Genomic DNA, 23,987 nt, shown 5'->3' on the forward strand with positions numbered 1-23,987 from the left:
CGTCGGCCTCGGATGTGGTGACCGACGGCGGAGGCGCACTCCGACTTCCGACGGAGACGACGCTCGCGGAGTCGACCATCGGACGGAGGTGTGGCCGCGACGACCGCTCTAGGCTCCGTCCTCGATGAGCGAGCGAGGGTGGCGCCGGGCCAGGACCGCGGCGATGTTCGTGGTCGCCGTGCTCGTCGGCCTGTCCGCGGCGCGGTACCGGCTGGCGAACCCCGCGGGCGCCCCCACCTGGCTGCTGTCGCTCGACTTCGCCCTCGGCGCGCTCGGCTGCGTGGCCCTGTGGTGGCGCACGCGGTTCCCGGTCGCGCTGACCGCCGCGCTGGTCGTGGTGTCGGTGTTCGCGGAGTCAGTGCTGGGGCCGCTGCTCGTCGCCCTGTTCACGGTGGCGGTGCACCGGCCCGCGCGGGTCGCGATCACGTTCCTCGCCGCGACGCTGCTCGCGTACGGCGGGTACGTGGTGCTGCGGCCCGAGCCGGTGATCGCGGTCGAGTGGGTGCTGGCGGCGGGCGTGACCGGGTACAGCGTCGCGGTCGCGTGGGGGTTGGTGGTGCGCAGCCGCCGCGAGCTGGTGGCGTCGCTGCGGGAGCGGGCCGAGGGCGCGGAGGTCGAGGCGCGGCTGCGGGCCGAGCGGGCCCAGCTCGAGGCCCGGGAGACCCTCGCCCGCGAGATGCACGACGTCCTCGGCCACCGGTTGTCGCTGCTCAGCGTGCACGCGGGGGCGCTGACCTACCACCGCTCCGCCACCCCCGAGGAGGTCGCCAGGGCGGCCGAGGTGATCCGCGAGAGCTCGCACCGGGCGCTGCAGGACCTGCGCGAGGTGATCGGCGTGCTGCGCGCCCCCGAGGGGGAGCTGCCGCTGCCGGGGATCGCGGACGTCGCCGAGCTGGTCGAGGAGACGCGCGCGGCGGGCACACCCGTGGAGCTGCGGGACGAGACGGGCGTGCCCGCCGCGGACGTGCCCGCCACCGCGGGCCGCACCCTCTACCGGCTCGTCCAGGAGGGGCTGACGAACGTGCGCCGGTACGCGGCGGGCGCGCCGACGACGGTGCGGATCGAGGGCGGCCCGGGCCCCGGCCTGTCGGCCGAGGTGGTCAACGCGCGCCCGGTCGCGGCGTCCGGTCCGTCGGGCGCGGGCTCCGGCGAGGGGCTGCGCGGGCTGCGGGAACGCGCCGCCCTGCTCGGCGGCAGGCTGGAACACGGCCCGACGGAGTCGGGGGGTTGGCGGGTGGGGATGTGGGTGCCGTGGCCGACACGGTGAGGGTCCTGGTCGTGGACGACGACGCCGTCGTCCGCTTCGGGCTGACGATGATGCTGCGCGGGGCGCCCGACGTCGAGGTGGTGGCGGAGGCCGGGGACGGGGCCGAGGCGATCGCGCTGGTCGAGGCGCACGCACCGGACGTCGTGCTGATGGACATCCGGATGCCCGGGATGGACGGGCTGACCGCCACCGAGACGCTGCGCAGGCGGCCGGACCCGCCGCAGGTCGTCGTCCTGACCACGTTCGACGCCGACGCCCACGTGCTGCGCGCGCTGCGGGCGGGTGCCGCCGGGTTCCTGCTGAAGGACACCCCGCCCGAAGAGCTCGTGGTGGCGATCCGGCAGGCGGCCGAGGGCAGGCCCGTGCTGTCCCCCGAGGTGATGCGGCGGCTGATCGACCGCGTCGCCGAGGGCGGCCACGACACCCGGGCGCAGGCCGCCCGCCGCAGGCTGGGCCTGCTCGCCGAGCGCGAACGGCAGGTGGCCCTGGAGATCGGCGCCGGGCGCTCCAACGCCGAGATCGCCGCCCGGCAGCACATCGGCCTGGCCACGGTGAAGACGCACGTCTCCGCCATCCTCACCAAGCTCGACCTGAACAACCGCGTGCAGGTGGCGCTGCTCGTCCACGACGCCGATCTGGACGCCGATCCGTAGCGGCCAGCGGGCCGACCACTGGGCCCTGCACCCGCCGGGGGCCGGCGCTAGAGTGCCTCCCGTGGCGGCCGCATGATGGACCCCGAGCCCGCGATCTCCGGTGAGGACGTCGCACCGGCGCAGGCTCCGGTGCGCGTGCTGCTCGTGGAGGACGACGACGGGGACGCGCTGCTCGTCACCGAGCTCTTCGCGGACGTCGGGGAGATCCGGGACGTGGCGCGCGCCCGCACCCTCGCCGAGGCGTTGACCGCCGTGGTCGCCGCGGACTGCGTGCTGTTGGACATGAACCTGCCGGACGCGGCGGGCTTCGACGGGCTGCTGCGCCTGTTGGAGGTGCCCGACCACCCGGCCGTGGTGGTCCTGACCGGGGACGTCGACGAGACCCGCGGCCGGGCCGCGGTCGCCGCGGGCGCCGAGGACTACCTGGTCAAGGGGCGGGTCGACGGTCCGCTGCTCACCCGCGCGGTGCAGTACGCGGTGGAGCGGCGGCGCGCGGACCGGCTGGCGGGCCAGCTGCAGCTTGCACAGGTGCACGAGCGGGAGAACCGCAGGCTGGGCCGCGGGCTGTTGCCCACCCCGCTGCTGCGGGACCGCGCGTTGACCGTGACCAGCCGCTACCAGCCGGGGAACGCGCAGCTGCTGCTCGGCGGGGACTTCTACGACACCGTCGAGATCGCGGACGGCAGCGTGCACGCGATCGTCGGGGACGTCAGCGGGCACGGGCCGGACGAGGCCGCGATCGGGGTCAGCCTGCGGATCGCGTGGCGCACGCTGGTGCTGGCCGGGATGCCCGCCGAGTACGTGCTCCCGGTGCTCGACCAGCTGCTGGTGACCGAGCGGCACGACGCCATCCTGTTCACCACCGTCGCGATGATCTCGCTGCCCGCGGACCGCAGCCACCTCGACCTCTACCTGGCGGGCCACCCCGCGCCGCTGCTCATCGACGGCACCACCCCGAGCCTGCTCCCCGACCGCGGGCTCGGCGTGCCGCTCGGGGTGCGGCTGGGGACGACCTGGCCCGCCGTCCGGGTGCCGCTGCCGCGGGAGTGGGCGCTGCTGCTCTACACCGACGGGCTCATCGAGGCCCGGGACGACCGGGGCGACGTGCTCTGGACCGACGGGCTGGTCGACCTGCTCGACGGCCTGCTGAACCGGCCCACCTGGAAGGACGAGCCCGGCGCGGTGCTGGACCAGGTGCTCGCCGCGGTCGACGCGCGGATGCCGCTGCGGACCGACGACCTGGCCGTCGCGCTGCTGACCCACACCCCGGCCGTCGAGCAGCGGCGGGTGTGGGACCACGAGCCCACCGCCGAGTCCTGCGTCGAGGTCCGCCGGGAGATCGCCGCGTTCCTGCAGGCCAACGACGTGGACCAGGACCGGGTGGACGACGCCGTGCTGGTGGCCTACGAGCTCGCCATGAACGCCGCCGACCACGCCCGGACCCCCTTCCGGCTCACCGCGGTCCTCGGCCCGCACGCGCTGCGCCTCGAGGTCACCGACGGCTCCGCGGCCCCGCCGCAGGTCCGGCCGGTGGACGCGCACGCCCTGCGCGGGCGCGGCCTGCGGATGGTGGACTCGATCGTCGAGTCCTGGACCGTCCACCACGACGGCGAGGGCAAGACCATCGTCGCGGACCTCACCCTCGACGGCTGACCGCCGCCTCCTCGGCGTCCCCATCGAGGTCGACGTCGATGTCGAAGGGGTCCGGCCCCGGGCGTCCGGTGAGCTGCAGCAGCACCGACGCGAAGCCCTGCCGCAGGTGCTGCTCGGTCGCCGCGGCGGCGGCCTCGGGATCGCCCGCCTCGAGCGCCGCCAGGATCGCCTCGTGCTCGGCGCGCGAGGCCGCGGAGCGCTCGTGCAGCGTCAGGTCCCAGGGGAACGCCCGCCAGGTCGCGGCGATCCGGTCGACCAGGGCGGGCATGCCGCACCGGTCGTAGCAGAGGAAGTGGAAGTCCCGGTTGCGGTCGCGCGCGGCGGCCGGGTCCTCGCCCGCGTCCCCGGTGGGCTCGGCGTCGAGCAGGGCCCGGGCGCGCGCCAGGTCGCGCCGGGAGAGGCGGAGCGTCGCGCGGCGCACCGCGTAGGCCTCGGTGAGCCTGCGGACCACGTAGGTCGCCGTCACCTGCGCCAGGTCCACACCGGCGACCCGGACGCCGCGATGGGGTTCGGCCACCACGAGCCCCTCGGCCTCCAGCAGGCCCAACGCCTCCCGCACCGGGGTGATGCTGGCCCCGAACCGGCGCGCCAGCTCGTCCTGTCGGAGCCGGGCGCCGCGGGCGAGCGTCCCCGCGAGGATGTCCCGACGCAGGGCGTCGACGACCAGGTCGCGCTTGCTCACCCCCGGTCGCCCAGCCAGGCGAGGATCGCGTCGGTGTGCTCGCCGACCTCGGGGACGGCGCCCATCCGGGCGGGTCTGCCGGGCAGGGTGATCGGCGGCCGCAGCGCCCGCAGCGGGCCGACGGGGGAGTCCACCTCGGTCCACCGGTCGCGCGCGCTCAGCTGGGGATGGGTGAGGACGTCCGCGAGCTCGCGCTGCCGGGCGTGCGCGATCCGCGCCCCGGCCAGCCGGTCGAGGAACTCCTCGCCTTTCAGCGTCGACAGCACCGCGTCGATCGCGGCCTGCAGGGCCTCCCGCTCGGCCACCCGCCCGGCCCCGGTGGCGAACCGGGGGTCGACGGCCAGCTCGGGGGTCCGCAGCACGTCGGTGCAGAACGCCACCCACTCGCGCTCGTTCTGGATCGACAGCACGACCTCGGTCCCGTCGCCCGCGGCGAAGGTGCCGTACGGGGCGATCGCGGCGTGGCTGGTGCCGGTGCGCCGGGGCGGGGTGCCGCCGTACTCGGCGTAGTAGAGCGGATAGCCCATCCACTCGGTGAGCGAGTCGAAGAGGCTGATCTCGACCTCGGTGCCGACGCCGGTGCGGTCGCGCTCGTAGAGCGCCGCGAGGATCCCGCTGAACGCGTACATGCCGGCGCCGATGTCCGCGGCCGGGATGCCCGCCTTGGCGGGCGCCTCCTCGGTCCCGGTGATCGAGACGAGCCCCGCCTCGGACTGGATGAGCAGGTCGTAGGCCTTCGCGTCGCGGAAGGGCCCGCTCGCGCCGTAGCCGGAGATCGAGCAGGTCACCAGCCTCGGGAAGCGGGCGCGCAGGGCGGCGGCGCCGAGCCCGAGGCGTTCCGCGGCGCCGGGGGCGAAGTTCTGCACGAACACGTCCGCCCGCTCCAGCAGCCGCAGCACGGTCTCGACGCCCGCCGGGTCCTTGAGGTCGAGCGCGATGCTCTCCTTGGACCGGTTGAGCCACACGAAGTGGCTGGACATCCCCCGCACGGTCCGGTCGTAGCCGCGGGCGAAGTCCCCGCCGCCCGGCCGCTCCACCTTGATCACCCGGGCGCCGAGGTCGGCCAGGTGGCGGGTGGCGAGCGGGGCGGCGACCGCCTGCTCGCACGAGACGACGACGAGCCCGTCCAGGGGCAGCGGGGGCATCCGGATCTCCTCAGCAAGAATGCACGATCTGCCACATCATGCATGATCTGAGTGGGAGAGGCATCTCTGGCTGTCCCGTTCGTGGCCGCTCGCGCTCGCCCATGATCCGCTCGTGGGGAGGAAGGCGGTCGGGATCCGACCGCGCCGCTCCCGAGGAATGGATCATGGCCCTTCCTGGACCGAGTCCGCGTGTCGTCGGGCCGTCGGATGGGTGGTGGCGTGGTCCCGTCCGTCTCGCGCCAATGATCCACCCGTCGGGAGAGGATCGTGCGCGAGTCGACCGCCGGGCTTCCGGAGCGTGGATCATGGACGGCCGGGTGCCAAGGCCGGGTCGCGCCGCGGCGGGAGCACGTCGGGCTGAGCCGAGGGGGCCGGCGGGTCGACGGTCCTGACGGGTCGCGCCTGAGCGGCCCGGGCCCACCCCTCGAGCGTGGACCAATCGGCCCGGCTCCGAGAAGTCGGGGATGTGCGATCGGTTCTCGCACGCCCGAACGGGCGGGCGAAACGGACGAAAGCCCGTCAGTGCTCCGTCTTGATGGTGAAGTAGGAGCCGCGGATGGTGCCGGCCAGCTTCGAGCGCTGGCGGGCGAACTTGAACCGGGTGGCGAGCTCCTCGGGGACCTCCATGCCGTCGGACAGCTTGAAGCCGACGGCGCGCTTGCCGGAGTCCTCGAGGGTGTAGAGGACGTTGACGGACAGGCCGCTCGCGTAGAAGACGTAGGCCCACCTGACGCCCCCGACCTCGAAGGCCGTCGCCTCCAGGGGTGGGGAGTCGATGACGATGTCCCGCTCGTCCCGCAGGATCTCGTGGACCCAGTCCACGGTGTCCCGGGCGTCTGCGGCGGGCTCCACGGTGAACTCGTGGTCGTACTTGTTCTTGAAGTAGCGGGCCTCGTTCGCCCGCAGGCCGGCGAGCGCGTCCGCGACCGGTGACGACTCGAGGCCGACGGTCGACACGGTCTGGAAGTCCACGACGTAGGTCATGGCGGGCCCCCTCGGTCGGGACGGATGGGCGAACGCTGCGCATCCTGCCGGCGCTCCACGCCCGCCGTCACGAGCGGAGTCGGCCGCCCGCCGGGAGCAGCCGCGGGACCAGCCGCACGTAGGCGACCATGCCGACGATCTCCACGAGCGTCTGGGCGACGATCACGACGGCGGCCACGGCGTACGCGTCGGGCAGGGCCAGCGCGAGCGGCAGCACGACGAGGGAGTTGCGGGTGGCGCCGCTGAACACCACGGCCCGGCCGTCCGCGGGCCCCAGGCGCGCCAGCCGGGCCACCAGCGTCCCGAGCGGCGCCATCACCACGAGGAACAGCACGTAGAACGGGGTGACCGCGGCGACCGCGGTCAGGTCGCCACCGAGCACCGGCACCTGCGAGGCGACGACCGTGAGCAGCGTCGCGACCATGAGCGGCACCATCAGCCCGCCCGCTGCCCCCGCCACCCGCCGCCCGGTCCGGCGGCGGGCGGCCCAGGCCTGGGTGGCCCACGCGAGCGCGAGCGGCCCCACGATCAGGACCGCGAACGCCTCGAGGAACGGCCCCACCTCCACGATCGCCGCGAGGTCCGGGCCGCCGAACACGGCCAGGAACACCGGGAGCAGCAGGATCTGCGCGAGGAGCAGCAGGGGGGTGGCCGCGAGCAGCCTGCCGCTGTTCGCGCCGGCCAGCCCGGAGAAGACGATCACGTAGTCCACGCACGGCGCGAGCAGCACCAGCAGGACGCCGACCCGCACGGCGGGCTCCGCGGGCAGGAACCCGACCATCGCGGCCACCACGAGCGGGACCACGACGAAGTCGGTCACGAGCAGGGCGCCCAGGAAGCGCCCGGACCGCAGCGACCGCACCAGCTCCGCGGCGGGGACCTGCAGGAACGTCACATAGAGCAGTGCCCCGAGCACCGGGTTGATCGCGGTCTCCAGGCCGGGCCCCGCGCCGGGTACGACGAGCCCGAGGAGCAGCCCCGCGGCGATGGCCGCGAGGTAGATCGGGACCTGGCGCCGCTCCAGCCACGCGCTCGCCCCGCCCACGCACCCCCGCCTTCGCACCCGCCGTCCCGCGGCGATTCTCCCGCACCTCCGCGCCACGCCTGCCGTCGGCGGCGAAACCCGTCACGATGGCGTCGTGCTGGGACTGGAGATGGCGGTCGTGCTGGGCGCCGCGCTGGTGCTGTGCGGTGCCCTCGCGCGCCGCTTCCCGATCGCGCCCGCGATCCTGCTGGTGCTCGTCGGCGTCCTCGTCGGGTTCGCGCCACACCTGCGCGAGGCGCAGCTGCCGCCCGAGGTCGTGCTGTTGGTCTTCCTCCCGGTGCTGCTGTACTGGGAGAGCCTGACGACCTCGCTGCGCGAGATCCGCAACAACCTGCGCGTCGTGCTCCTGACCAGTACCGTCCTGGTCTTCGTGACCGCGGCGGCGGTGGCGGCCGTCGCCCATGCGCTGGGGCTGGCGTGGGGACCCGCCTGGGTGCTCGGTGCGGCGCTCGCCCCGACCGACGCCACCGCGGTCGGCGTCCTGGCCCGACGGCTGCCGCGGCGGACCGTGACCACGCTGCGCGCGGAGAGCCTGATCAACGACGGCACCGCGCTGGTGATCTACGGGCTCGCGGTGGGGGTGACCGTGGGGGAGGAGTACCTCTCACCCGCCCACGTCAGCGGGCTGCTGGTGCTGGCCTACGGCGGCGGGCTGCTGGCGGGCGCCGTCGTGGGGCTGCTGAGCTGGCAGGTGCGGCGTCGGATGGACGACCCGATGCTGGAGAACCTGGCGATGCTGGTGACTCCGTTCGCGGCGTTCCTGCTGGCCGAGGCCGTGCACGCCTCCGGGGTGCTGGCCGTCGTCGCCTGCGGGCTGTTCCTCAGCCAGGTCACGCCGCGCATCACCGGCGCGGTCACCCGGCAGACGTCGGTGCCGTTCTGGACGGTGACCACGACGGTGATCAGCAGCTCGCTGTTCGTGCTCGTGGGCCTGCAGGCCCACACCGCGGTCCGGGCGCTCCCCAGCGCCTCGCTCGGGCGGGCGGTGGTCGACATCCTGGTGGTCACCGCCGTGGTGATCGGTGTCCGGTGGGCCTGGCTGTACACCATGCCGTACCTCATCCGGGCCCTCGACCGGCGGCCCGAGCAGCGCCTGCGCCGGGTCGGGGCGCGGCAGCGGTCGGTGAGCGCGGTGAGCGGGTTCCGGGGAGCGGTGTCGCTGGCCGCGGTGCTGGCCGTGCCGCAGACCCTGGACTCCGGCGCCCCCTTCCCGGACCGCGACCTCATCGTCGTGATCACCTCCGGGGTCATCGTGCTGACCCTGCTGCAGGCGCTGCTGCTGCCGCGGGTGGTGCGGTTCGCGCGGCTCCCGCCGGACGACTCCGTCACCGAGGAACGCCGCTACGCCCAGGTGTTCATCATCGACGCGGCGATCGACTCGCTGCCGGAGACGGCCCGGGAGCTCGGGGTCGACGAGGACATCGAGCGGCGGGTGCGCATCGAGATGGAGAAGCGGCGCCAGGTCGCCGCCGCGGACGGGCCCGAGGCGGACCAGGTGCTGCGCCACGACGACCAGTACGCGAACCTGCACCTCGCGCTGATCGCCCGCAAGCGCGAGGCCCTGCTCGAGCTGCGGGACGAGCGGCGGATCGACGACATCGTGCTGCGTCAGGTCCAGTCGGGGCTGGACGTGGAGGAGATCCGGTTCTCCCGGCCCGACCCCGTGGAGTGAATGGGGCTCACTCGCTGCGGGTCGGCTCGGACTCGTTCTCGGCGTCCAGCTCCCGGGCGGCGGCGTCGGTGGCACCCGCGTCCGACGGGACGGCGGAGTCGCGCGTCCCGCCCTCGTGGTCGTAGCGGTCGCGGGCGGTGCCGCCGCCCGCCCCGGTCAGGGCGTGGTCGTCGCCCTCGCCGCCGGGGGCGTCCCCGGTGCGGTCGGAGGGGTGCTCGGTCCTGTGCTCGGTCACGGGGTGCTCCTCAGTCGGTGGGCTCGTCGCCGGGGGCGGCGCCCTGGGCGTCGTCCGCGCTCGGCTGCCCTTCGACGTCCGTGTCGTCGGTGCCGTCGTGGCGGTCCTGGTCGACGCGGTGGCCGAGGACCTCCTCCTCGAGCCGGTCGACCTTCTCCTCGAGGTGGTGGGGGTCGTCGGGTCGGGGATCGGGGGCTTCGCTCATGCAGGCTCTCCTGTGGGTCGGTCGACGAGGTCGAGCCGGTCGGGCTCGTCGTGCGGGTGCATCCGACCGGGGGCGTCGGGGTCGGTGGCGGGCGGCGGGGCGAGCGCGTCCCCGGACCCCGAGGGGCCGAGCACGACCCGCACGGCGCTGCCCGGGTCCACGGACAGGGCGGCCGCCGGATCCTGTTCGACGACGGGTGCCGAGCTCGTGGCGACGACCCCGTCGCCGGTGACCACGATCACCCCCGCCTCGGCGCCCAGCGCGACGGCCTCCGACCCCGTCAGCCCGACGAGGGCCGGGACCACCACGGACCCGCTCATGCCTGCCATGTCCGGGGACTACCCGGCCGGACCCGCTCGTACGCGGGATCAGCGCCCCCGTCTGCTGAGCAGGTGCGCCCGGTCGAGGAGCAGGCGCCCGAGCGTCGGGATCCGCTTGTCGTCGAAACGGGACCGGACGCCGGTCAGGCTCAGCGCGGACGTCGGTCGTCCGGTCGCGTCGAAGACCGCCGCCCCCAGCCCCCAGCTGCCCTCGACGACCAGGCCCGGGTTGACGGCGTAGCCGTGGTCCCGGGTGGTGGCGATCCGGCGCCGCACGGCGCGCCGGGAGTGCGCGGTGCCCCAGCGGGTCGTGAGGTCGGTGGCGTCGAGGTAGTCGTCCGCCTCGTCGGCCGGCAGGTGGGCCAGGATCACCAGCCCCGCCGAGGCGACGCCGAGCGGGAAGCGGATGCCCTCGTGCAGGACGTGCGAGCGCAGCGGGAAGCTGCCCTCGCACTCGGCGAGACAGACGGTCTCCCGGCCGCGCAGCACGGAGAAGTAGGCGCTCTCCCCGGTCTGCTCCGCGAGGTCGGCGAGGACGTCCCGGGCGTGCGGGCTCACGTCGTAGCGCGGCGCGGCCGCGGCGCCGAGCAGGAACAGCTCCGGGCCGAGGTGCCAGCGCCCGGTGACGCCGTCCCGGTCGACGAAGCCCTGGTCGGCGAGGTCGGTGAGCAGCCGGTGCGCGGTGGGGCGGGGGAGCCGGGTGCCGCGGGCCACCGCGGAGGTGGACGCGCCCGCGGTGCCCAGCGCCCGCAGGACCAGACCCACCTTCGCGACGACGGACGCACCGCTCGGGTGCGACACCTCGGGCCCCTCCACCCCGCGATCCTACGTCCGGGGAACAGACGGGTTCGGCGTGGAGCGTCCGCTGAACGGACGCTACCTTGGCGCCTGCGGCCCGGCCGGGTTCCCTGCCCGGGGCGCACGACAGGCCCGCACGACACGAGGAGTCGACATGGACAAGGTGGTCACCGCCGACCGGGCGCTGGCCGACATCCCCGACGGAGCCACCCTCGCGGTCGGCGGGTTCGGGCTCTGCGGCATCCCCTCGACCCTGATCGCGACGCTGCACGCCGCGGGCACGACGGACCTGGAGGTCGTGTCCAACAACTGCGGCGTGGACGACTGGGGGCTCGGGATCCTGTTGTCCGCCAAGCGGATCCGGCGGGTGACCGGCTCGTACGTCGGGGAGAACAAGGAGTTCGCCCGCCAGTACCTCTCCGGGGAGCTGGAGGTCGAGCTCTGCCCGCAGGGCACGCTCGCGGAGCGGCTACGGGCCGGGGGCTGCGGCATCCCGGCGTTCTTCACCCCGGCCGGCGTCGGGTCCCAGATCGCCGACGGCGGCCTGCCCTGGCGCTACGCCTCCGACGGGACCGTGGCCGTGGCCTCGCCCGCCAAGGAGGTCCGGGACTTCGGCGGGGTCCCGCACGTGCTGGAGGAGGCCATCGTCACCGACTTCGCGCTCGTCGCGGCGGCGAAGGGCGACCGGCACGGCAACCTCGTGTTCGACAAGACCGCGCAGAACTTCAACCCGCTGTGCGCCATGGCGGGTCGGGTCACGATCGCGGAGGTGGCCGAGCTCGTCGAGCCGGGCGAGCTCGACCCGGCGCAGGTGCACCTGCCCGGGGTGTTCGTCCAACGGGTGGTGCACGCCCCGGACGTCGAGAAGCGCATCGAGAAGATCACCGTCACGGAGGTGTCGGCGTGAGCCTGACCCGTCACCAGATGGCCGCCCGGGCCGCCGCGGAGCTGCGCGACGGCGAGTACGTCAACCTCGGCATCGGCCTCCCCACCCTGATCCCGAGCTTCCTGCCGGACGACGTGCACGTGGTCCTGCACAGCGAGAACGGCATCCTCGGCACCGGGCCCTACCCGACCCGCGCGGCCGTCGACCCCGACCTGATCAACGCGGGCAAGGAGACGGTGACCGTCCGGCCGGGCGCGGCGTTCTTCGACTCCGCCCTGTCCTTCGGGATCATCCGCGGCGGTCACCTCGACGTCGCGGTCCTGGGCGCGATGCAGGTCTCGGAGACCGGCGACCTGTCGAACTGGGCGGTGCCCGGCAAGATGGTCAAGGGCATGGGCGGTGCCATGGACCTCGTCCACGGCGCCCGCCGGGTGATCGTGCTGATGGAGCACGTGGCCAAGGACGGCTCGCCGAAGATCCTGCGCGAGAACACGCTGCCCTACACCGGCCGGGCCGTGGTGAACCGGATCATCACCGACCTCGCCGTGATCGACGTGACGCCGGACGGCCTGGCGCTCGTCGAGACCGCTCCCGGGGTCACCGAGGACGAGGTCCGCGCGGCCACGGACGCGCCCCTCACGGTCTGACGGGCGCATCCGCTCAGCCGGGGCGGAAGACGGCGAGGGCGCCCGCGAGCATGGCGTAGTAGCCGATGAGCCAGGTCAGGGCGGCGAGGCTGCGCTCCCCGAGCGCGGCCCGGGCCCGGGCGTAGAGCTCGTCGGGCACGGCGTGGGTGCTCAGCAGGGTGCGCCCGAGCTCGACCGCGCACGCCTCCGCGTCGGTGAGCTCCGGGGGCGGGGCGCCGTCGAGGAGGGCCTGCAGCTGCGGTGTCGTGAGACCGGTGTCGCGGGCCGCGGCCTCGTGGGCGGTCCACTCGAACTCCGAGCGGGTGTGCGCGGCGACCGTCATGATCGCGAGCTCGCGCAGCCGCGGCGGGAGGTCCGGATCGGTGCGCAGGGCGGCGCCGACCTGCTGGACCGCGCCCCCGATGCGGGGCGAGCGGAGCATGACGCCGAACGGCCCGAGCAGCCTGCCCCGGTCGTCGACGAGCGGGACCCGGGCCTGGGCGGCCCGCGGCCCGGTGGCGACGGCGTCGTGCACGGCGGCCTGCTCGGGATCCAGCTCGGCCCTGGCCAGGGGATGGGTGCGGGCGGGACCCGCCAGGGGCCGTCCGACCAGGTCGTCGGTCACGCGGTGCTCCGTTCAGGCTTCGGGCAGCTCGCCGATCAGCTCCCGCAGCTGGTGGCGGCCGGTGACCCCGAGCTTGGGGTAGGCGGCGTGCAGGTGGGAGCCGACGGTCCTGGGGGAGAGGTAGAGCTGGTCGGCGATCTCCTTGTTGCGCAGGCCCCGGGCGGCGAGCAGGACGACCTCGCGCTGCTGCGGTGTCAGCGTGCCGAGGGGGTCGGTCGGGGTGGGTGCGGCCGGCGCGGTCCGGGCGGTGGCGCCACTGGCGCGGAGCTCGCTGCGCGCGGTCTCCGCGAGGTACGCGGCGCCGAGTCGGGTGAACATGTCGTGCGCGGAGCTGAGCAGCGGGCGGGCCTCGGTGGGGCTGCGGTGGCGGCGCAGCCACTGGCCGTAGTGCAGCCGCGCGAGGGCGCGCTCCAGCGGCCACTGCTGGCCGGCGGGGTCGATGACGGCGAGCCGGTGGCTGCGTTCGACCTGGTCGTCGGTGGCGCGGCCCTCGCCGAGGAGCGCCTCGGCGCGGTGCAGCTGCAGCCGCATGCGGGTGGTGGGGTGGTCGCCGAGGGCGGCGCGCACGGCGGCCACCACGGGCGCGGCCTGGTCCTGGGCGCCCACGGCGCGGGCCGCGACGGCGAGCTCGGCGACCGAGCGGGCCGACAGGAAGTAGTGCAGGGGCTCCCCGGCCCGGTCGAAGAGGGCGCGCAGGTGGCGGAAGCAGGCGTCGTGGTCGCCCGCCAGGCCCGCGGCCAGCCCCGCGGCGCGCAGCAGCCGGGCGTGGGTCATGCGGTTCTCGTCCAGCTCCACCGCCGTCCAGGCCGCCGGGTCCAGGGGCTGGCCGACCCTCCCCCGCAGGGCGGCGAGCTCGGTGCGCAGGGCGGCGACGTCCGCGTCGAGGTAGCGGTGCCGGTGGACGACGGCGAGGTCGGCGAGCTCGTCGAGCAGGATGGCGGCGTCCGGCCAGCGGCCGGTGTCGACGAGGGCGGAGCCGAGCGCGGGCAGCGTCATGACGACGGAGCCGAGCGGGCCGCCGGGGCCGACCGCGGACCGGGCGCGGCGGAAGGCGTCGACGGCGATGTCCGAGGCGTCGGCGAACCAGGCGGTGGCGCCGAGGCAGAGCAGCCGGGTGGTCTCGGCGGTGCCGGGCAGCGGCCGGTGGACGGCGGAGTCGGGGTTCTCCAGCACGCCGCGCGCGAGCTCGGGCCGGTGCTGTGCCCGGATGCTCTCGATCATCGCCGGGTGGGTGGCGGGTGGCAGCGGGCCGCCGGGGTCCGTGGTCGCGCCCGGGACCAGCCGTCGGATGTGGGCGGCCGCCGCGGCGGCGTGCTCGGGCAGGCCGGACTGCACGGAGACGGCGGTGAGGACCCCGGTCAGGGAGATCGCGGTCCCGGCATGGGTCGGTCGGGCCCGGGTGAGCGGCTCGTCGAGCAGGGCGAACGCCTCGCGTTGGTGGCCGGAGAGCGACAGCCCGTGGCCCGCGGCGATGGCGGCGACGCCGCGCAGGTCGGGGTCGGCGGTGAGCTCGTCGAACCTGCCGTGCAGCTCGCGGATCCAGGCGGGGTCGCCGTAGTCGTCCGCCGCGGCGATGGCCAGGGCGTAGCGCCGGGCGCGGCGGTCGCGGTCCGGGGTGCGCTCCGCCGCCCGTTGGAACGCCTTGGCCGCCGTGTGTACACCCCCGCGCATCCGGGCGACCGCCGCGGTCTGCTCGAGGGCGGCGGCGACCGCCTCGTCGGGGGCGACGCTCGCCTCGGCGAGGTGCGAGGCGTGGCGCACCGGGTCGTCGACGAGCAGGGCGGCGAAGTCCTGGTGAGCCCGCAGCCGCAGGGCCGCCGGGGCGGACTCGTAGGCCGCGGCCCGGACGAGCGGGTGGCGGAAGACGACCGCCCGCCTGCCGACGGCGACCAGCCCCGCCTCCTCGGCGGGCCGCCACCCGGCGAGGTCGTCGCCGCGCCCCGCCGCGGCCATGACGGTCGCGAGGTCCTCGTGCTGGGCCGCCGCGGCGTAGAGCAGCAGGGTCCGGGTGTTCTCGGGGAGCCGGGCCAGCTGCGCGGCGAACATGTCCTGCAGCCGGGCGGCGGGGGCCGCGCCCGTGTCGCCGAGCCCGCCCTCGCGCGCCGCGACCGCGGCGAACTCCACCAGGGCGAGGGGGTTGCCCGCCGCCTGGTGCAGGACGTCGAGCCGGGTGCCGCCGGTCGGGGCGTCGGGGAGGTCGTCGACGAGACGCGCGGCGGCGACCTCGGACAGCGGACCGAGCTCGACCAACGGGACGGTGGCCTCGATCCGCGGGGGACGCACCGTGGAGCGCGCGGCCAGCAGCAGCGCGACGCGCTCGATGGTCAGCCTGCGCAGCACGAACGTGAGCACCTCGGCGGTGTCCCGGTCGACGAGCTGCAGGTCGTCCACGATCACGACGAGCGGCCTGCGGGCGGAGACGGTCTCGAGCAGGGTCAACACGCCGGTGCGGACCGCGACGGCCTCGGTCGGTGCCGGTTCGCGCAGCAGGCCGACGGCGGTGCGCACCGCGCCGCCGATGTCCGGCGGCAGCGCGTCGATCTGCGGGAACACGGGCTTGAGCAGCTGGTTGAGGACGGCGAACGGCTGGTCGGCCTCGGCCTCGCAGCCCTGACCGCGCAGCACGGTGTGCCCGGCCGCGGCGGCGGCCTCGGCCCCCACCTCCAGCAGGCTGGTCTTGCCGGTGCCCGCCTCGCCGAGCAGCAGCAGGGAGCGCGGCCCGCGGCGCGCACCGTCCACGGCGGCGAGGACACGCCGGATCTCGTCGTCGCGACCGACGAGACCCATGTGCGCTCCTCACCCCGCGCGGACGACCGGGTGCCCAGTGTGGCGGATGGCGGTGGGCGGGGACAGTCGGCTTTCCCGAGATCGGCGCTCGGGGGTTCTACACTCGGCCCGTCGAGAGGACGAGGCCCGATGGCGACGGAGGAGACCGGCCGGTCACCCGAGCTGGACCCGGTGGTGGCGCGGCTGGTCCGGTCGTCGGCCACGCCGCCCTTCCTCGGTGACCTCGGTCCGCACGACGGCAGGCTGGCCCTCGCCGAGTCGCAGGGCTACTCGATGGACCAGGAGACGCTGCCGGGGGAGTTCTCCGTCGCCGAGATCGGCCCGGCCGGGCTCGTGGGGTTCTGGACGGTGCGGCCGCCCGGGCCGGCCGCCGCGCCGCTGCCGGTGGTGCTCTACCTGCACGGCGGCCGGTTCATGATCGGGGACGCACACACCCACTCGCGCGTGGTGCGCGACCTGGTCGCGGCGTCCGGCGCGGCGTTCGTGGTGCCGGAGTACACACGCACGCCGGAGGCCCGGTTCCCGGTCGCGCTGGAGGAGGGCTACGCGCTGCTGGAGTGGGTGGTCGAGCACGCCCGCGACCTGGGGTTCGACCCGGACCGGGTCGCCGTCGCGGGGGACTGCGCCGGCGCGACGCTGGCCACCGGGCTCGCCCTGCTCGGCGCCCGTCGGGGCGGCCCGCGGCCGCGGGCCCAGCTGCTCTACTACCCGTTCGTCGACGACCGGTGCGACACCCCGTCGCACCGTGGCCTCGGCGACGGGTACCTGCTGACCAGCGCGCAGGTCCGCCGCTACTGGCGGGCCTACCTCCCGGACGCCGCGGCGCGGGCCGACCCGCTGGCGGTGCCCGCCCGGGCCACCGCGACCGAGCTGGCGGGCCTGCCCGACACGCTCGTGGTCACCGCCGAGGCGGACGTGCTGCGGGACGAGGGTGAGCGCTACGCCGAGCGCCTGCGCGCGGCCGGGGTCGCGGCGACCACGACCCGGTACCGGGGGACGGTGCACGACTTCGTGACCCTGCGCGCGCTGGAGACGACCGAGGCGGCCACCGAGGCGATCGCGCAGGGCGGGGAGTTCCTGCGGCGCGCGCTGCACCCCGCGCGCGGGGCCGGCGCCGGAGCCTGAGTCCGAGCCCGAGTCGACGCAACCCGCCGCATTGCGTCGTTCGACCGATGCCGCCCTCCGCTACGGCACGCAACGCTGGCGCGGTGACCGACAAACCCGTGCTGGAGCCCGCCGCCCAGGACTTCGCCGACGCGACGAGCAAGCCCCCCTTCCTCTACGACCTCGGGCCCGTCGAGGGCCGCAAGACCGTCGACCAGGTCCAGGCCGGAGACGGCGTCTCCCGACCGGACGCCGAGGTGACCGACCTGACCGTCCCCGGCGGCCCGTCCGGCGAGGTCTCGATCCGGATCCTCAAGCCGGTCGGCGCGACCGGCCCGCTGCCGGTGGTGTTCTACACCCACGGCGCGGGCTGGGTGTTCGGCAACGCCCACACCCACGACCGGCTGATCCGCGAGCTCGCGGTGCGCGCGGACGCCGCGGTGGTGTTCACGAACTACAGCCTCTCGCCGGAGGCGCGCTACCCCACCGCGATCGAGGAGATCTACGCCGCGCTGCAGTGGGTCGCCGCGAGCGGCGCCGAGCAGGGCCTCGACCCGACCCGCATCGCCGTGGCCGGGGACTCCGTCGGCGGGAACATGACCGCCGCGACCACGCTGCTGGCCAAGCAGCGCGGCGGCCCCGCCCTGGCCGCGCAGGTGCTGTTCTACCCGGTCACGAACGCCGCGTTCGACACCGCGTCCTACGAGGAGTTCGCCACCGGGTACTTCCTCTCCCGGGAGGGCATGCACTGGTTCTGGGACCAGTACACGACCGATCCCGCGCAGCGCGCCGAGATCACCGCCTCCCCGCTGCGCGCCACCCTCGACGACCTCGCCGGGCTGCCCGAGGCCCTCGTGATCGTCGGCGAGGCGGACGTCCTGCGGGACGAGGGCGAGGCCTACGCCGCCAAGCTGCGGTCCGCGGGCGTGCCGGTCACCGCGGTGCGCTTCCAGGGCATCATCCACGACTTCGTCATGCTCGACGCCCTGCGCGACACGCACGCCGCCCGTACCGCCACGAGGCTCGCGGGCGAGTTCCTCCACGACGCACTGCACCCCTGATCCACCGCCGAGAAGGAGTCGCTCATGCCCCAGCCCACCGTCGTCCTCGTGCACGGCGCCTTCGCCGACGCCGCGAGCTTCGCCCCCGTGGTCTCCGAGCTGCTGTCCTCGGGGGTGACGGTCCGGGTCCCGGCCGTGCCCAACCGGAGCCTGATCGGCGACGCGGAGTACATCGCCTCGGTCGTCCGCGCGATCGACGGCCCGGTCCTGCTCGTCGGCCACTCCTACGGCGGCGCGGTGATCACCGTGGCCGGTGCCGAGGAGAACGTCGTCGGCCTGGTCTACCTCGCGGGCTACGCGCTGGAGGAGGGGGAGAGCCTCGCCGAGCTGCAGGGCCGCTTCCCCGACTCCCCGCTCGCGACCGCCCTCGTCCAGACGCCCTACCCCGGCGGCGTCGACATCACCGTGGACGTCGAGCGGTTCCCGTCGATCTTCGCGGCGGACGTCGACCCCGAGGTCGCCAAGGTCCTCGCCGTCGGGCAGCGGCCGCTCGCCTACGCCGCGTTCGGCGAGGCCGCCCCGGCCGCCGCCTGGAAGACCAGACCCAGCTGGGGCGTCGTCTCCTCGTCCGACACCACGATCAACCCGGACGTCGAGCGGTTCGGCTACGAACGGGCGGGCGCCACGGTGACCGAGATCGACTCGTCCCACCTGGTCATGCTGGCGCACCCCAAGGAGGTCGCGGACGTCATCCGCACCGCGCTCGCGGCGGTCGGCTGACCCGCCCCGGCTCCACACTGCGCTACGCGTTGAGGTACCGGATGACCGCGAGCACCCGGCGGTGGTCGTCGTCGGTGAGCGCCAGGCCGAGCAGGTCGTAGATCCGGGAGACGTGCTGCACCACGGCCTTCTCGGAGATGCCGAGCCTGCGGGCGATGCCCGCGTTCGTCCGGCCCTGGGCCAGCAACGCGATCACCTCGGTCTGCCGGGGCGTCAGGTCGTCGAGCGGGTCCGGCGCGGAGCGGGCCCGGTGGAGCATCGCGGAGACGACGTCGGGGTCGAGGACGGTGCCGCCACCGGCCACGGTCCGGACGTCCCGGCAGAAGCCCGCCACGTCCGCGACCCGCTGCTTGAGCAGGTAGCCGACCCCGGTCGGACGGTCGGCGAGCAGCTCGTAGGCGTACTGGCGGTGGACGTACTGGGAGAGCACCAGCACCGCGGTGTCCGGGCGCTCCGCGCGGATCGCGAGCGCGGCGCGCAACCCGTCCTCGGCGTGGTCGGGCGGCATGCGGATGTCGGTGAGCACGAGGTCGGGCCGCTGGTCGCGGGCGAGCCGGACGAGGTCCGGCGCGGTGTCGGTGGCCCCGACCACCTCGCAGCCCGCACCCTGGAGCAGGAGGACGAGACCCTCGCGCAGGAGGGCCTCGTCCTCGCCGATCACGACTCGCACGGCAGCTCGACCCGCAGTCGGGTGCCGCGGCCCGGGGGACTGAGCAGGTCCAGCCTGCCGCCGAGGGCGTCGACGCGGTCGGCGATGCCGCGCAGCCCCCCGCCCGTGAGGTGGGCGCCGCCGACCCCGTCGTCTCGCACCTCGACGGCGAGGTGGCCGCCGTCGTGGGTCAGTGACACCCACAGCGCCTGCGCGGCCGCGTGTTTGACCGCGTTGGACAGGGCCTCCGCCACCGTGAAGTACGCGGCGGTCTCGACCGTGACCGGCAGCCGCGCGTCCTCCTCGGGCAGGCGGACCGTGCTGGGCAGCGGCATCCGGTCGACCAGCTCCCGCAGCGCGGCGACCAGCCCCCGCTGGACCAACAGGGCGGGCAGGATGCCGTGCACGAGCCCGCGGAGCTCGGCGATGGCCGTCTCGGCGTCGGTGCGCACCGCCCGGGCCTGCTCGTCCACCGGCGGCGCGGTCCGGTCGGCGAGGGTGCCCGCCCGCAGCGCCAGCACGACGAGCCGGGCCTGCAGCCCGTCGTGGAGGTCCCGGGCCAGGCGCCTGCGCTCGAGGTCCCCGGACTCGACGATGCGGGCGCGCGACTCGCGCAGCGCGGCGCGACCGGCCAGCAGCGCGGCGGTGAGGCGTTCGCGCTCCATCGCCAGCGCGACCACCCGGCCCGCCGCCCGGACGGGCTCCGGGTCGGCGAGGGACACCGCGTCGTAGACGATGGCCCCGACGTCGTCGATCTCGACGGCCGCCCGGGAGCCGCCCGCGGGCGGCAGGGCCACCGGCCTGCCGGACGCGTCGGCGTGGCACCGCTGCTCGGGCAGCCAGAACAACAGCTCCAGGGAGGGATCGCCCAGCGTGGCGGCGAGCGCGTCCCGCAGCTGCGGCCGGTCGCCCTCCGCCGCGCCCAGCCACGCGCCGAGCTCCTCGACCTCGGCGGTGCGGGCGAACCCGCCGCGCAGCAGGCCCGCGAGGAAGGCGACCGGCACCCCGGCCATCACCGTGAGCTGCAGGGCGAATAGGGTCGCGGGATCGATGTCGACGAACCGGGTGAGGATCGAGCTGCTCGTCAGGAACAGGATGGTGAGGATCCCGTAGCCGGACACCGCGGCGAGCACCCGCCGTTGGGCCCGGTCCGCCCCGCGCATCCGCCGCACCAGCACGAACGCGCTCAACGCCACGACGACGAAGCCGGCCGCCGTCGTCACCCGGGCGAAGGCCTCGGCGAGGTCGGGCCGGTCCGCGACGGACAGCACCGGGGGCACCCCGGGCAACGGCCGGAAGACGTAGCTCGGCACCGGCAGGACCAGCGTGACGACGTACCCGCTCACGGCCAGCCGCCGGGAGAACCGGTCGGGCAGCCTGCCGGACGGGAACGCCAGCAGCAGGTGCAACAGCACCCCGATCGGCAGCTGCGCGAGCACCGTGCCGACGATCGCGGTGGCCGTCGTCGCGATGTTGCTCGCCGCGGAGGCCGACAGGCTGAGTCCGCACAGACACAGCAGCGCACCGGTCCGCCCGGACGGGCGGCGCCACCAGGCCACCAGGCCCGCCGCGAGATAGCAGGCCCCGGTCAGGGCGTAGCCGACCAGCGCGGGGACGGGGCCCGCACCCTCGTGCACGAACAGGGCGATCTCCAGCGCGGTCAGCCCCGCACCGACCACCCCGAGCTGGAGGAGGGCGAGGCGCAGCGAGGCCCGCAGGGGCGACTCGGACCGGGCGCTGCTCACCGCGGCAGATCGTCTCCTACATCCCGACGACGGTCCAGTCGGCGACCCGACCGGACCCAGGTCCCTCCCGCACTGGACCCAGGTCCATTCCGGGCGGAGGCGATCGCCGCAGAGAATTCGCTCCGCCGCCGCTGCCCGGCGGCGGCCGTCGGGGGCACCGACCTGTGGAGGATCCTGCATGACGACCGTCACGGCCCGCGTCGGCTGCGCCGCCCTCCTGGCGGCCGTCCTCACCCTGGCCGGGTGCGCCTCGTCCCCGCCGCCGGAGCCGACGACCACGGCGGCCGCCTCGAACGCCTCGGCCGCGCTCCCGGTGGGCCCCGACGCGACGGCCGTGCTCACCCCGATCGCCGCCCGACCCCTGTCTCCCGAGATCTACCCGGTCCTGGGCGCGGACGACCGCCTCCACCTGGCGTACGAGCTCCAGATCGTCAACATGAGCGGCGGTCGCGTGCTCCTCGACAGCGTGGCCGTCCTGGGCGACGGCGACACCGCGCTCACCACGATCCCGCAGGCCGACCTGCGGCTCCGGCTCGCCGGGGGTGCGAGTGGTGACGCGTTCGGCCCGGGGGAGGCCGCCGATCTCTTCCTCGACGTGACCCTCCCGGCGGACGCGACCCCGCCGCAGGTCGTCCGACACACCTTCGCCGTGGCGATGCCCGACGGCGCGACGAAGAACCTCACGTTCACCGGCGTCCCCGTCGCCGTGTCCGACCAGCAGGCGGTCGTCGTCGCGCCGCCGCTGAAGGGGAAGGGCTGGGTCGCGGGCAACGGCTGCTGCGACGCCGTGACCGCCCACCGCGGCGCGACGCTCCCGGTGGACGGCACCATCCGCGTCGCGCAGCGGTTCGCGATCGACTTCGTGCAGCTCGACGCGGCCGGGCAGCTCTACACCGGCGACCCCGCCGACAACGCGTCCTTCCCGTTCTTCGGCGACGAGATCCTCTCCGCGGCCGACGGGACGGTGGTCCGGGTGCTCGACGGTGAGCCCAACCAGCCGCCCGGCACCCTGCCTGCGGGCGCGAACCTGCAGAACGCGGACGGCAACTACGTCGTGGTGGACATCGGGAACGGCCGCTTCGCGTTCTACGCCCACATGCAGCCCGGCACGGTCCGGGTGAAGGTCGGGGACCGGGTCAAGACGGGGGACGTCCTCGGGATCCTCGGCAACAGCGGCAACACCGACGCCCCGCACCTGCACTTCCACATCATGGACGGGCCGTCGCCCCTGCAGTCGAACGGACTGCCGTTCGTCTTCACGAGCTTCACCGGAACCGGTGTGGTCGGCGACGAGGCCGCGATCGTGGCCCCGTTCGCGCCGCAGGCACCCGTCGTCCCGATCGACGCCACGACGTGGGCCGGGCCGCACCGCGACCAGCTCCCGCTGAACCTGCAGGTCGTCGACTTCGGCTCCTGACCAGCGCAGTGTGGAGCCACCACTGTCGTGTGAGGGCTTCGAAACGACAGTGGTGGCTCCACACCGCCTACGGGGTCGAGCGGTGCGCGCCCGACCAGGCCAACCCGGAGACGACCGCGTCCTCCAGGAGCGCGCCGGGGAGGTCGCTGCCGAGCCGCGCGGCCAGCGCCGCGCGCAGGCGAACGCCGCCGAAGGCCGTGGCGAGCGCCGCCGCCACCGCGGCGGCCGCCTCGGCCACGGTCCAGACGTCGGGATCCCGGGTGGTCCGCAGGCCCGCGGTCACGGCGGCGACGGGGGCGAGCAGCAGCCGCGGAGCGAGACCCGGCGCCCGGGTGCGCGGCGGGGTCACGGGGAGCTTGTCGCCCACCGCCTCGCCGACCGCGAACAGGCAGGCGACGACCCGGCCCACGGGCGTGCCGAGCCGGCCCGCGGGCCCGCGGTCGGCGACGGTCGAGGTCAGGGCCACGGCGGCCGGACCGGCGCTGCTGCGTCCCCCGGTCGCCGCGCCGAGCGCCGCCGCCCGCGCCAGCCGGGCGAGTCGCTCCCGCGCCGGGTGCGGCAGCCGGTCGAACCCGGCGGTGGGGTCGGAGGTGTTCACGAGGCCGCCGGGTCGCAGGACCGGGCGAGGTCGGCGAGGGGGCCGGGCAGGGGAGAACGCATGTCGTCGGCTACCCGCGCCGCCCGGGTCGAACCCGCGCCGACGCACCGGCCGCGCCCCGGTGGCGGTACCGTGCGCCGTGGCTGAGGGTGGAGGCCACCATGACGGCAGAGCCGAACACCACGGAGCCCTGGCTCACCCTCGTCGTCGACGCGTCGCCTGCCCTGCTGGCGGTCGTCCGCGGGGGGATCGAGGCCTGGCTGACGAACCTCCGCTGGCGCCCTGCGGACATCCGCCCCGTCGTGTCCGCGGTGAGCGAGGCCGCAGGCAACGCGATGGAGCACGCCTACCGCACCGAGGAACCGGGCACGGTGAGCGTCGAGCTGGTGGTCGAGAACGGGCAGGCGGGCCGCCGGGTGCGCGTCGCGGTGTCGGACCGGGGGAGCTGGCGACCGGTGGGCTCGGTGCCCGGGCGCGGCAACGGGATCGCTTTGATGTCGGCCCTGATGGCGGAGGTGCGCGTCGACCGCCTGCCCGGCGGGACCTCCGTGCACCTGCTCTCCCAGCGCGAGGGATCGGGCTGAGGACGGGGCTCACGGCGGGGTCACCAGCGCGCCCGCGCGCAGGTGGCTGGGCAGCTCCGTGATCACGGGGATGCCGAGCGCCTGCAGGACCAGCCGGGCGGGCCGGTGCTCGCCGCACTGGAGCAGCAGCCCACCGCCCCGGTCCTCCTTGACCGCGCGCATCTCCTCGAGGAACCGGACTCCGGCGGCGGAGAGGTGGCCGACCTCGTCCAGGCCCACGACGAGGACCGGGGCCGCGTCCAGCAGCGGCCCGACGGCGCGGCGGAAGCCCGGGAGGGTGGCCAGGTCGACCTCCCCGCGGACGGAGAGGATCGCGCACCGACCGTCCCGGGTCGGCGTGCACTGGACGGTCGGTTCGTGCAGCAGCATGACGCCTCCGTTCCGGAGACGGGCGCTGGTGGTCGAACACGCGTCGCGGAAGAGTGTGACAGGCCGTCCGCCGCCGGCACAGCCCTGCAGGCCGCCCACTAACCCGACCGGGCCGGGATACACATCGGGAATTTCTGCTGCAGGACACCCCGGAACC

At 75.2% G+C, this 23,987-nt stretch carries 25 protein-coding genes; 11 read left to right on the forward strand and 14 right to left on the reverse strand.

Annotated elements, in window-relative coordinates:
* Nucleotides 1-124 precede the first annotated feature (124 nt).
* The 3 genes from L3X23_RS32670 (at nucleotide 125) to L3X23_RS32680 (ending at nucleotide 3,573) form a co-directional block, all read left to right on the forward strand.
* Complete coding sequence (locus L3X23_RS32670) at nucleotides 125-1,267, forward strand: histidine kinase (protein ID WP_237197276.1); 1,143 nt, start codon at nucleotides 125-127, stop codon at nucleotides 1,265-1,267.
* Nucleotides 1,252-1,920, forward strand: a complete 669-nt coding sequence (locus L3X23_RS32675) for a response regulator transcription factor (protein ID WP_237197278.1) — start codon at nucleotides 1,252-1,254, stop codon at nucleotides 1,918-1,920. Before L3X23_RS32670 ends, L3X23_RS32675 begins: the two co-directional genes overlap by 16 nt.
* 72 nt (nucleotides 1,921-1,992) lie before the next feature.
* The gene (locus tag L3X23_RS32680; RefSeq protein WP_237197281.1) at nucleotides 1,993-3,573 is read left to right on the forward strand and encodes a SpoIIE family protein phosphatase; all 1,581 of its coding nucleotides are present in this window, start codon (nucleotides 1,993-1,995) and stop codon (nucleotides 3,571-3,573) included.
* On the opposite strand, the gene L3X23_RS32685 is transcribed toward L3X23_RS32680, so the two are convergent.
* The 4 genes from L3X23_RS32685 to L3X23_RS32700 form a co-directional block, all read right to left on the reverse strand.
* Entirely contained in the window at nucleotides 3,557-4,255 is a 699-nt protein-coding gene (locus tag L3X23_RS32685) for a GntR family transcriptional regulator (RefSeq protein ID WP_237197283.1), read from the reverse strand. The genes L3X23_RS32680 and L3X23_RS32685 overlap by 17 nt on opposite strands.
* The gene (locus tag L3X23_RS32690; RefSeq protein ID WP_237197285.1) at nucleotides 4,252-5,400 is read right to left on the reverse strand and encodes a CaiB/BaiF CoA-transferase family protein; all 1,149 of its coding nucleotides are present in this window, start codon (nucleotides 5,398-5,400) and stop codon (nucleotides 4,252-4,254) included. Before L3X23_RS32690 ends, L3X23_RS32685 begins: the two co-directional genes overlap by 4 nt.
* Nucleotides 5,401-5,919: 519 nt before the next feature.
* Nucleotides 5,920-6,384, reverse strand: coding sequence for a phage tail protein (locus L3X23_RS32695; protein WP_237197287.1), 465 nt, complete (start codon nucleotides 6,382-6,384; stop codon nucleotides 5,920-5,922).
* Between the two features lie 67 nt (nucleotides 6,385-6,451).
* Nucleotides 6,452-7,429, reverse strand: coding sequence for a bile acid:sodium symporter (locus L3X23_RS32700; RefSeq protein WP_237197289.1), 978 nt, complete (start codon nucleotides 7,427-7,429; stop codon nucleotides 6,452-6,454).
* Nucleotides 7,430-7,523: 94 nt separating this feature from the next.
* On the opposite strand from L3X23_RS32700, the gene L3X23_RS32705 reads away from it, so the two are divergent.
* Nucleotides 7,524-9,101 (forward strand): Na+/H+ antiporter, encoded by a 1,578-nt coding sequence (locus tag L3X23_RS32705; protein ID WP_237197291.1) that lies wholly within the window; start codon nucleotides 7,524-7,526, stop codon nucleotides 9,099-9,101.
* A 7-nt stretch (nucleotides 9,102-9,108) separates the two neighbouring features.
* Here L3X23_RS32705 and L3X23_RS32710 read toward each other — a convergent pair whose 3' ends face one another.
* The 4 genes from L3X23_RS32710 to L3X23_RS32725 are packed head-to-tail and all read right to left on the reverse strand — an operon-like array spanning nucleotide 9,109 to nucleotide 10,677.
* Nucleotides 9,109-9,336 carry a hypothetical protein gene (locus tag L3X23_RS32710; RefSeq protein ID WP_237197293.1) on the reverse strand — a complete coding sequence of 76 codons (228 nt, stop codon included), beginning with the start codon at nucleotides 9,334-9,336 and terminating at the stop codon, nucleotides 9,109-9,111.
* 10 nt (nucleotides 9,337-9,346) lie between these two features.
* The gene (locus L3X23_RS32715) at nucleotides 9,347-9,541 is read right to left on the reverse strand and encodes a hypothetical protein (protein ID WP_237197295.1); all 195 of its coding nucleotides are present in this window, start codon (nucleotides 9,539-9,541) and stop codon (nucleotides 9,347-9,349) included.
* Nucleotides 9,538-9,870: a PASTA domain-containing protein gene (locus L3X23_RS32720; RefSeq protein WP_093088454.1), complete on the reverse strand. Its 333-nt coding sequence runs from the start codon at nucleotides 9,868-9,870 to the stop codon at nucleotides 9,538-9,540. The genes L3X23_RS32715 and L3X23_RS32720 overlap by 4 nt, the downstream gene beginning before the upstream one ends.
* A 39-nt stretch (nucleotides 9,871-9,909) precedes the next feature.
* Nucleotides 9,910-10,677, reverse strand: a complete 768-nt coding sequence (locus L3X23_RS32725) for an IclR family transcriptional regulator (RefSeq protein WP_237197297.1) — start codon at nucleotides 10,675-10,677, stop codon at nucleotides 9,910-9,912.
* Between the two features lie 136 nt (nucleotides 10,678-10,813).
* On the opposite strand from L3X23_RS32725, the gene L3X23_RS32730 reads away from it, so the two are divergent.
* Together L3X23_RS32730 and L3X23_RS32735 are read left to right on the forward strand one after the other, a co-directional pair.
* Nucleotides 10,814-11,566, forward strand: coding sequence for a CoA transferase subunit A (locus L3X23_RS32730; protein WP_237197300.1), 753 nt, complete (start codon nucleotides 10,814-10,816; stop codon nucleotides 11,564-11,566).
* Nucleotides 11,563-12,192, forward strand: a complete 630-nt coding sequence (locus L3X23_RS32735) for a CoA transferase subunit B (RefSeq protein WP_308116972.1) — start codon at nucleotides 11,563-11,565, stop codon at nucleotides 12,190-12,192. Before L3X23_RS32730 ends, L3X23_RS32735 begins: the two co-directional genes overlap by 4 nt.
* Nucleotides 12,193-12,205: 13 nt before the next feature.
* Here the strand turns inward: L3X23_RS32735 and L3X23_RS32740 are convergent, their stop codons facing one another.
* On the reverse strand, nucleotides 12,206-12,796 hold the full coding sequence (locus L3X23_RS32740) for a carboxymuconolactone decarboxylase family protein (protein ID WP_237197301.1): 591 nt from the start codon (nucleotides 12,794-12,796) through the stop codon (nucleotides 12,206-12,208).
* 12 nt (nucleotides 12,797-12,808) lie between these two features.
* Nucleotides 12,809-15,583, reverse strand: a complete 2,775-nt coding sequence (locus L3X23_RS32745; RefSeq protein WP_237197303.1) for an AAA family ATPase — start codon at nucleotides 15,581-15,583, stop codon at nucleotides 12,809-12,811.
* A 129-nt stretch (nucleotides 15,584-15,712) separates the two neighbouring features.
* On the opposite strand from L3X23_RS32745, the gene L3X23_RS32750 reads away from it, so the two are divergent.
* Genes L3X23_RS32750 through L3X23_RS32760 form a run of 3 tightly spaced genes read left to right on the forward strand, consistent with a single transcriptional unit; the run spans nucleotide 15,713 to nucleotide 18,468 of the window.
* Nucleotides 15,713-16,708: an alpha/beta hydrolase gene (locus tag L3X23_RS32750; protein WP_237197306.1), complete on the forward strand. Its 996-nt coding sequence runs from the start codon at nucleotides 15,713-15,715 to the stop codon at nucleotides 16,706-16,708.
* Nucleotides 16,709-16,755: 47 nt separating this feature from the next.
* Entirely contained in the window at nucleotides 16,756-17,748 is a 993-nt protein-coding gene (locus tag L3X23_RS32755) for an alpha/beta hydrolase (RefSeq protein WP_374204961.1), read from the forward strand.
* Between the two features lie 24 nt (nucleotides 17,749-17,772).
* Entirely contained in the window at nucleotides 17,773-18,468 is a 696-nt protein-coding gene (locus tag L3X23_RS32760) for an alpha/beta fold hydrolase (RefSeq protein ID WP_237197310.1), read from the forward strand.
* A gap of 22 nt (nucleotides 18,469-18,490) precedes the next feature.
* Here the strand turns inward: L3X23_RS32760 and L3X23_RS32765 are convergent, their stop codons facing one another.
* Both L3X23_RS32765 and L3X23_RS36435 read right to left on the reverse strand, forming a co-directional pair.
* Nucleotides 18,491-19,138: a response regulator transcription factor gene (locus L3X23_RS32765; protein WP_237197313.1), complete on the reverse strand. Its 648-nt coding sequence runs from the start codon at nucleotides 19,136-19,138 to the stop codon at nucleotides 18,491-18,493.
* Nucleotides 19,126-20,862 (reverse strand): sensor histidine kinase, encoded by a 1,737-nt coding sequence (locus L3X23_RS36435; protein WP_237197315.1) that lies wholly within the window; start codon nucleotides 20,860-20,862, stop codon nucleotides 19,126-19,128. Before L3X23_RS36435 ends, L3X23_RS32765 begins: the two co-directional genes overlap by 13 nt.
* A gap of 178 nt (nucleotides 20,863-21,040) precedes the next feature.
* On the opposite strand from L3X23_RS36435, the gene L3X23_RS32775 reads away from it, so the two are divergent.
* Entirely contained in the window at nucleotides 21,041-22,279 is a 1,239-nt protein-coding gene (locus tag L3X23_RS32775; RefSeq protein WP_237197317.1) for a M23 family metallopeptidase, read from the forward strand.
* A 67-nt stretch (nucleotides 22,280-22,346) separates the two neighbouring features.
* Here L3X23_RS32775 and L3X23_RS32780 read toward each other — a convergent pair whose 3' ends face one another.
* Nucleotides 22,347-22,877 carry a hypothetical protein gene (locus L3X23_RS32780; protein WP_237197319.1) on the reverse strand — a complete coding sequence of 177 codons (531 nt, stop codon included), beginning with the start codon at nucleotides 22,875-22,877 and terminating at the stop codon, nucleotides 22,347-22,349.
* A gap of 161 nt (nucleotides 22,878-23,038) precedes the next feature.
* Here L3X23_RS32780 and L3X23_RS32785 point away from each other — a divergent pair, with 161 nt between their 5' ends.
* Nucleotides 23,039-23,461, forward strand: a complete 423-nt coding sequence (locus tag L3X23_RS32785) for an ATP-binding protein (RefSeq protein ID WP_237197320.1) — start codon at nucleotides 23,039-23,041, stop codon at nucleotides 23,459-23,461.
* Between the two features lie 9 nt (nucleotides 23,462-23,470).
* Here the strand turns inward: L3X23_RS32785 and L3X23_RS32790 are convergent, their stop codons facing one another.
* Nucleotides 23,471-23,830, reverse strand: coding sequence for an STAS domain-containing protein (locus L3X23_RS32790; RefSeq protein ID WP_237197322.1), 360 nt, complete (start codon nucleotides 23,828-23,830; stop codon nucleotides 23,471-23,473).
* Nucleotides 23,831-23,987 lie beyond the last annotated feature (157 nt).

Source organism: Pseudonocardia sp. WMMC193 (assembly GCF_021728735.1).
GTDB lineage: Bacteria > Actinomycetota > Actinomycetes > Mycobacteriales > Pseudonocardiaceae > Pseudonocardia > Pseudonocardia oroxyli.

Bases quoted from the DNA above. Each gene is read 5' to 3' on its own strand.
- L3X23_RS32730 (WP_237197300.1), top strand. From the start codon at position 10,814: ATGGACAAGGTGGTCACCGCCGACCGGGCGCTGGCCGACATCCCCGAC.
- L3X23_RS32750 (WP_237197306.1), top strand. From the start codon at position 15,713: ATGGCGACGGAGGAGACCGGCCGGTCACCCGAGCTGGACCCGGTGGTG.
- L3X23_RS32670 (WP_237197276.1), top strand. From the start codon at position 125: ATGAGCGAGCGAGGGTGGCGCCGGGCCAGGACCGCGGCGATGTTCGTG.
- L3X23_RS32790 (WP_237197322.1), bottom strand. From the start codon at position 23,830: ATGCTGCTGCACGAACCGACCGTCCAGTGCACGCCGACCCGGGACGGT.
- L3X23_RS32775 (WP_237197317.1), top strand. From the start codon at position 21,041: ATGACGACCGTCACGGCCCGCGTCGGCTGCGCCGCCCTCCTGGCGGCC.
- L3X23_RS32695 (WP_237197287.1), bottom strand. From the start codon at position 6,384: ATGACCTACGTCGTGGACTTCCAGACCGTGTCGACCGTCGGCCTCGAG.
- L3X23_RS32690 (WP_237197285.1), bottom strand. From the start codon at position 5,400: ATGCCCCCGCTGCCCCTGGACGGGCTCGTCGTCGTCTCGTGCGAGCAG.
- L3X23_RS32680 (WP_237197281.1), top strand. From the start codon at position 1,993: ATGATGGACCCCGAGCCCGCGATCTCCGGTGAGGACGTCGCACCGGCG.
- L3X23_RS32755 (WP_374204961.1), top strand. From the start codon at position 16,756: ATGCCGCCCTCCGCTACGGCACGCAACGCTGGCGCGGTGACCGACAAA.
- L3X23_RS32785 (WP_237197320.1), top strand. From the start codon at position 23,039: ATGACGGCAGAGCCGAACACCACGGAGCCCTGGCTCACCCTCGTCGTC.
- L3X23_RS32745 (WP_237197303.1), bottom strand. From the start codon at position 15,583: ATGGGTCTCGTCGGTCGCGACGACGAGATCCGGCGTGTCCTCGCCGCC.
- L3X23_RS32760 (WP_237197310.1), top strand. From the start codon at position 17,773: ATGCCCCAGCCCACCGTCGTCCTCGTGCACGGCGCCTTCGCCGACGCC.
- L3X23_RS32715 (WP_237197295.1), bottom strand. From the start codon at position 9,541: ATGAGCGAAGCCCCCGATCCCCGACCCGACGACCCCCACCACCTCGAG.
- L3X23_RS32720 (WP_093088454.1), bottom strand. From the start codon at position 9,870: ATGGCAGGCATGAGCGGGTCCGTGGTGGTCCCGGCCCTCGTCGGGCTG.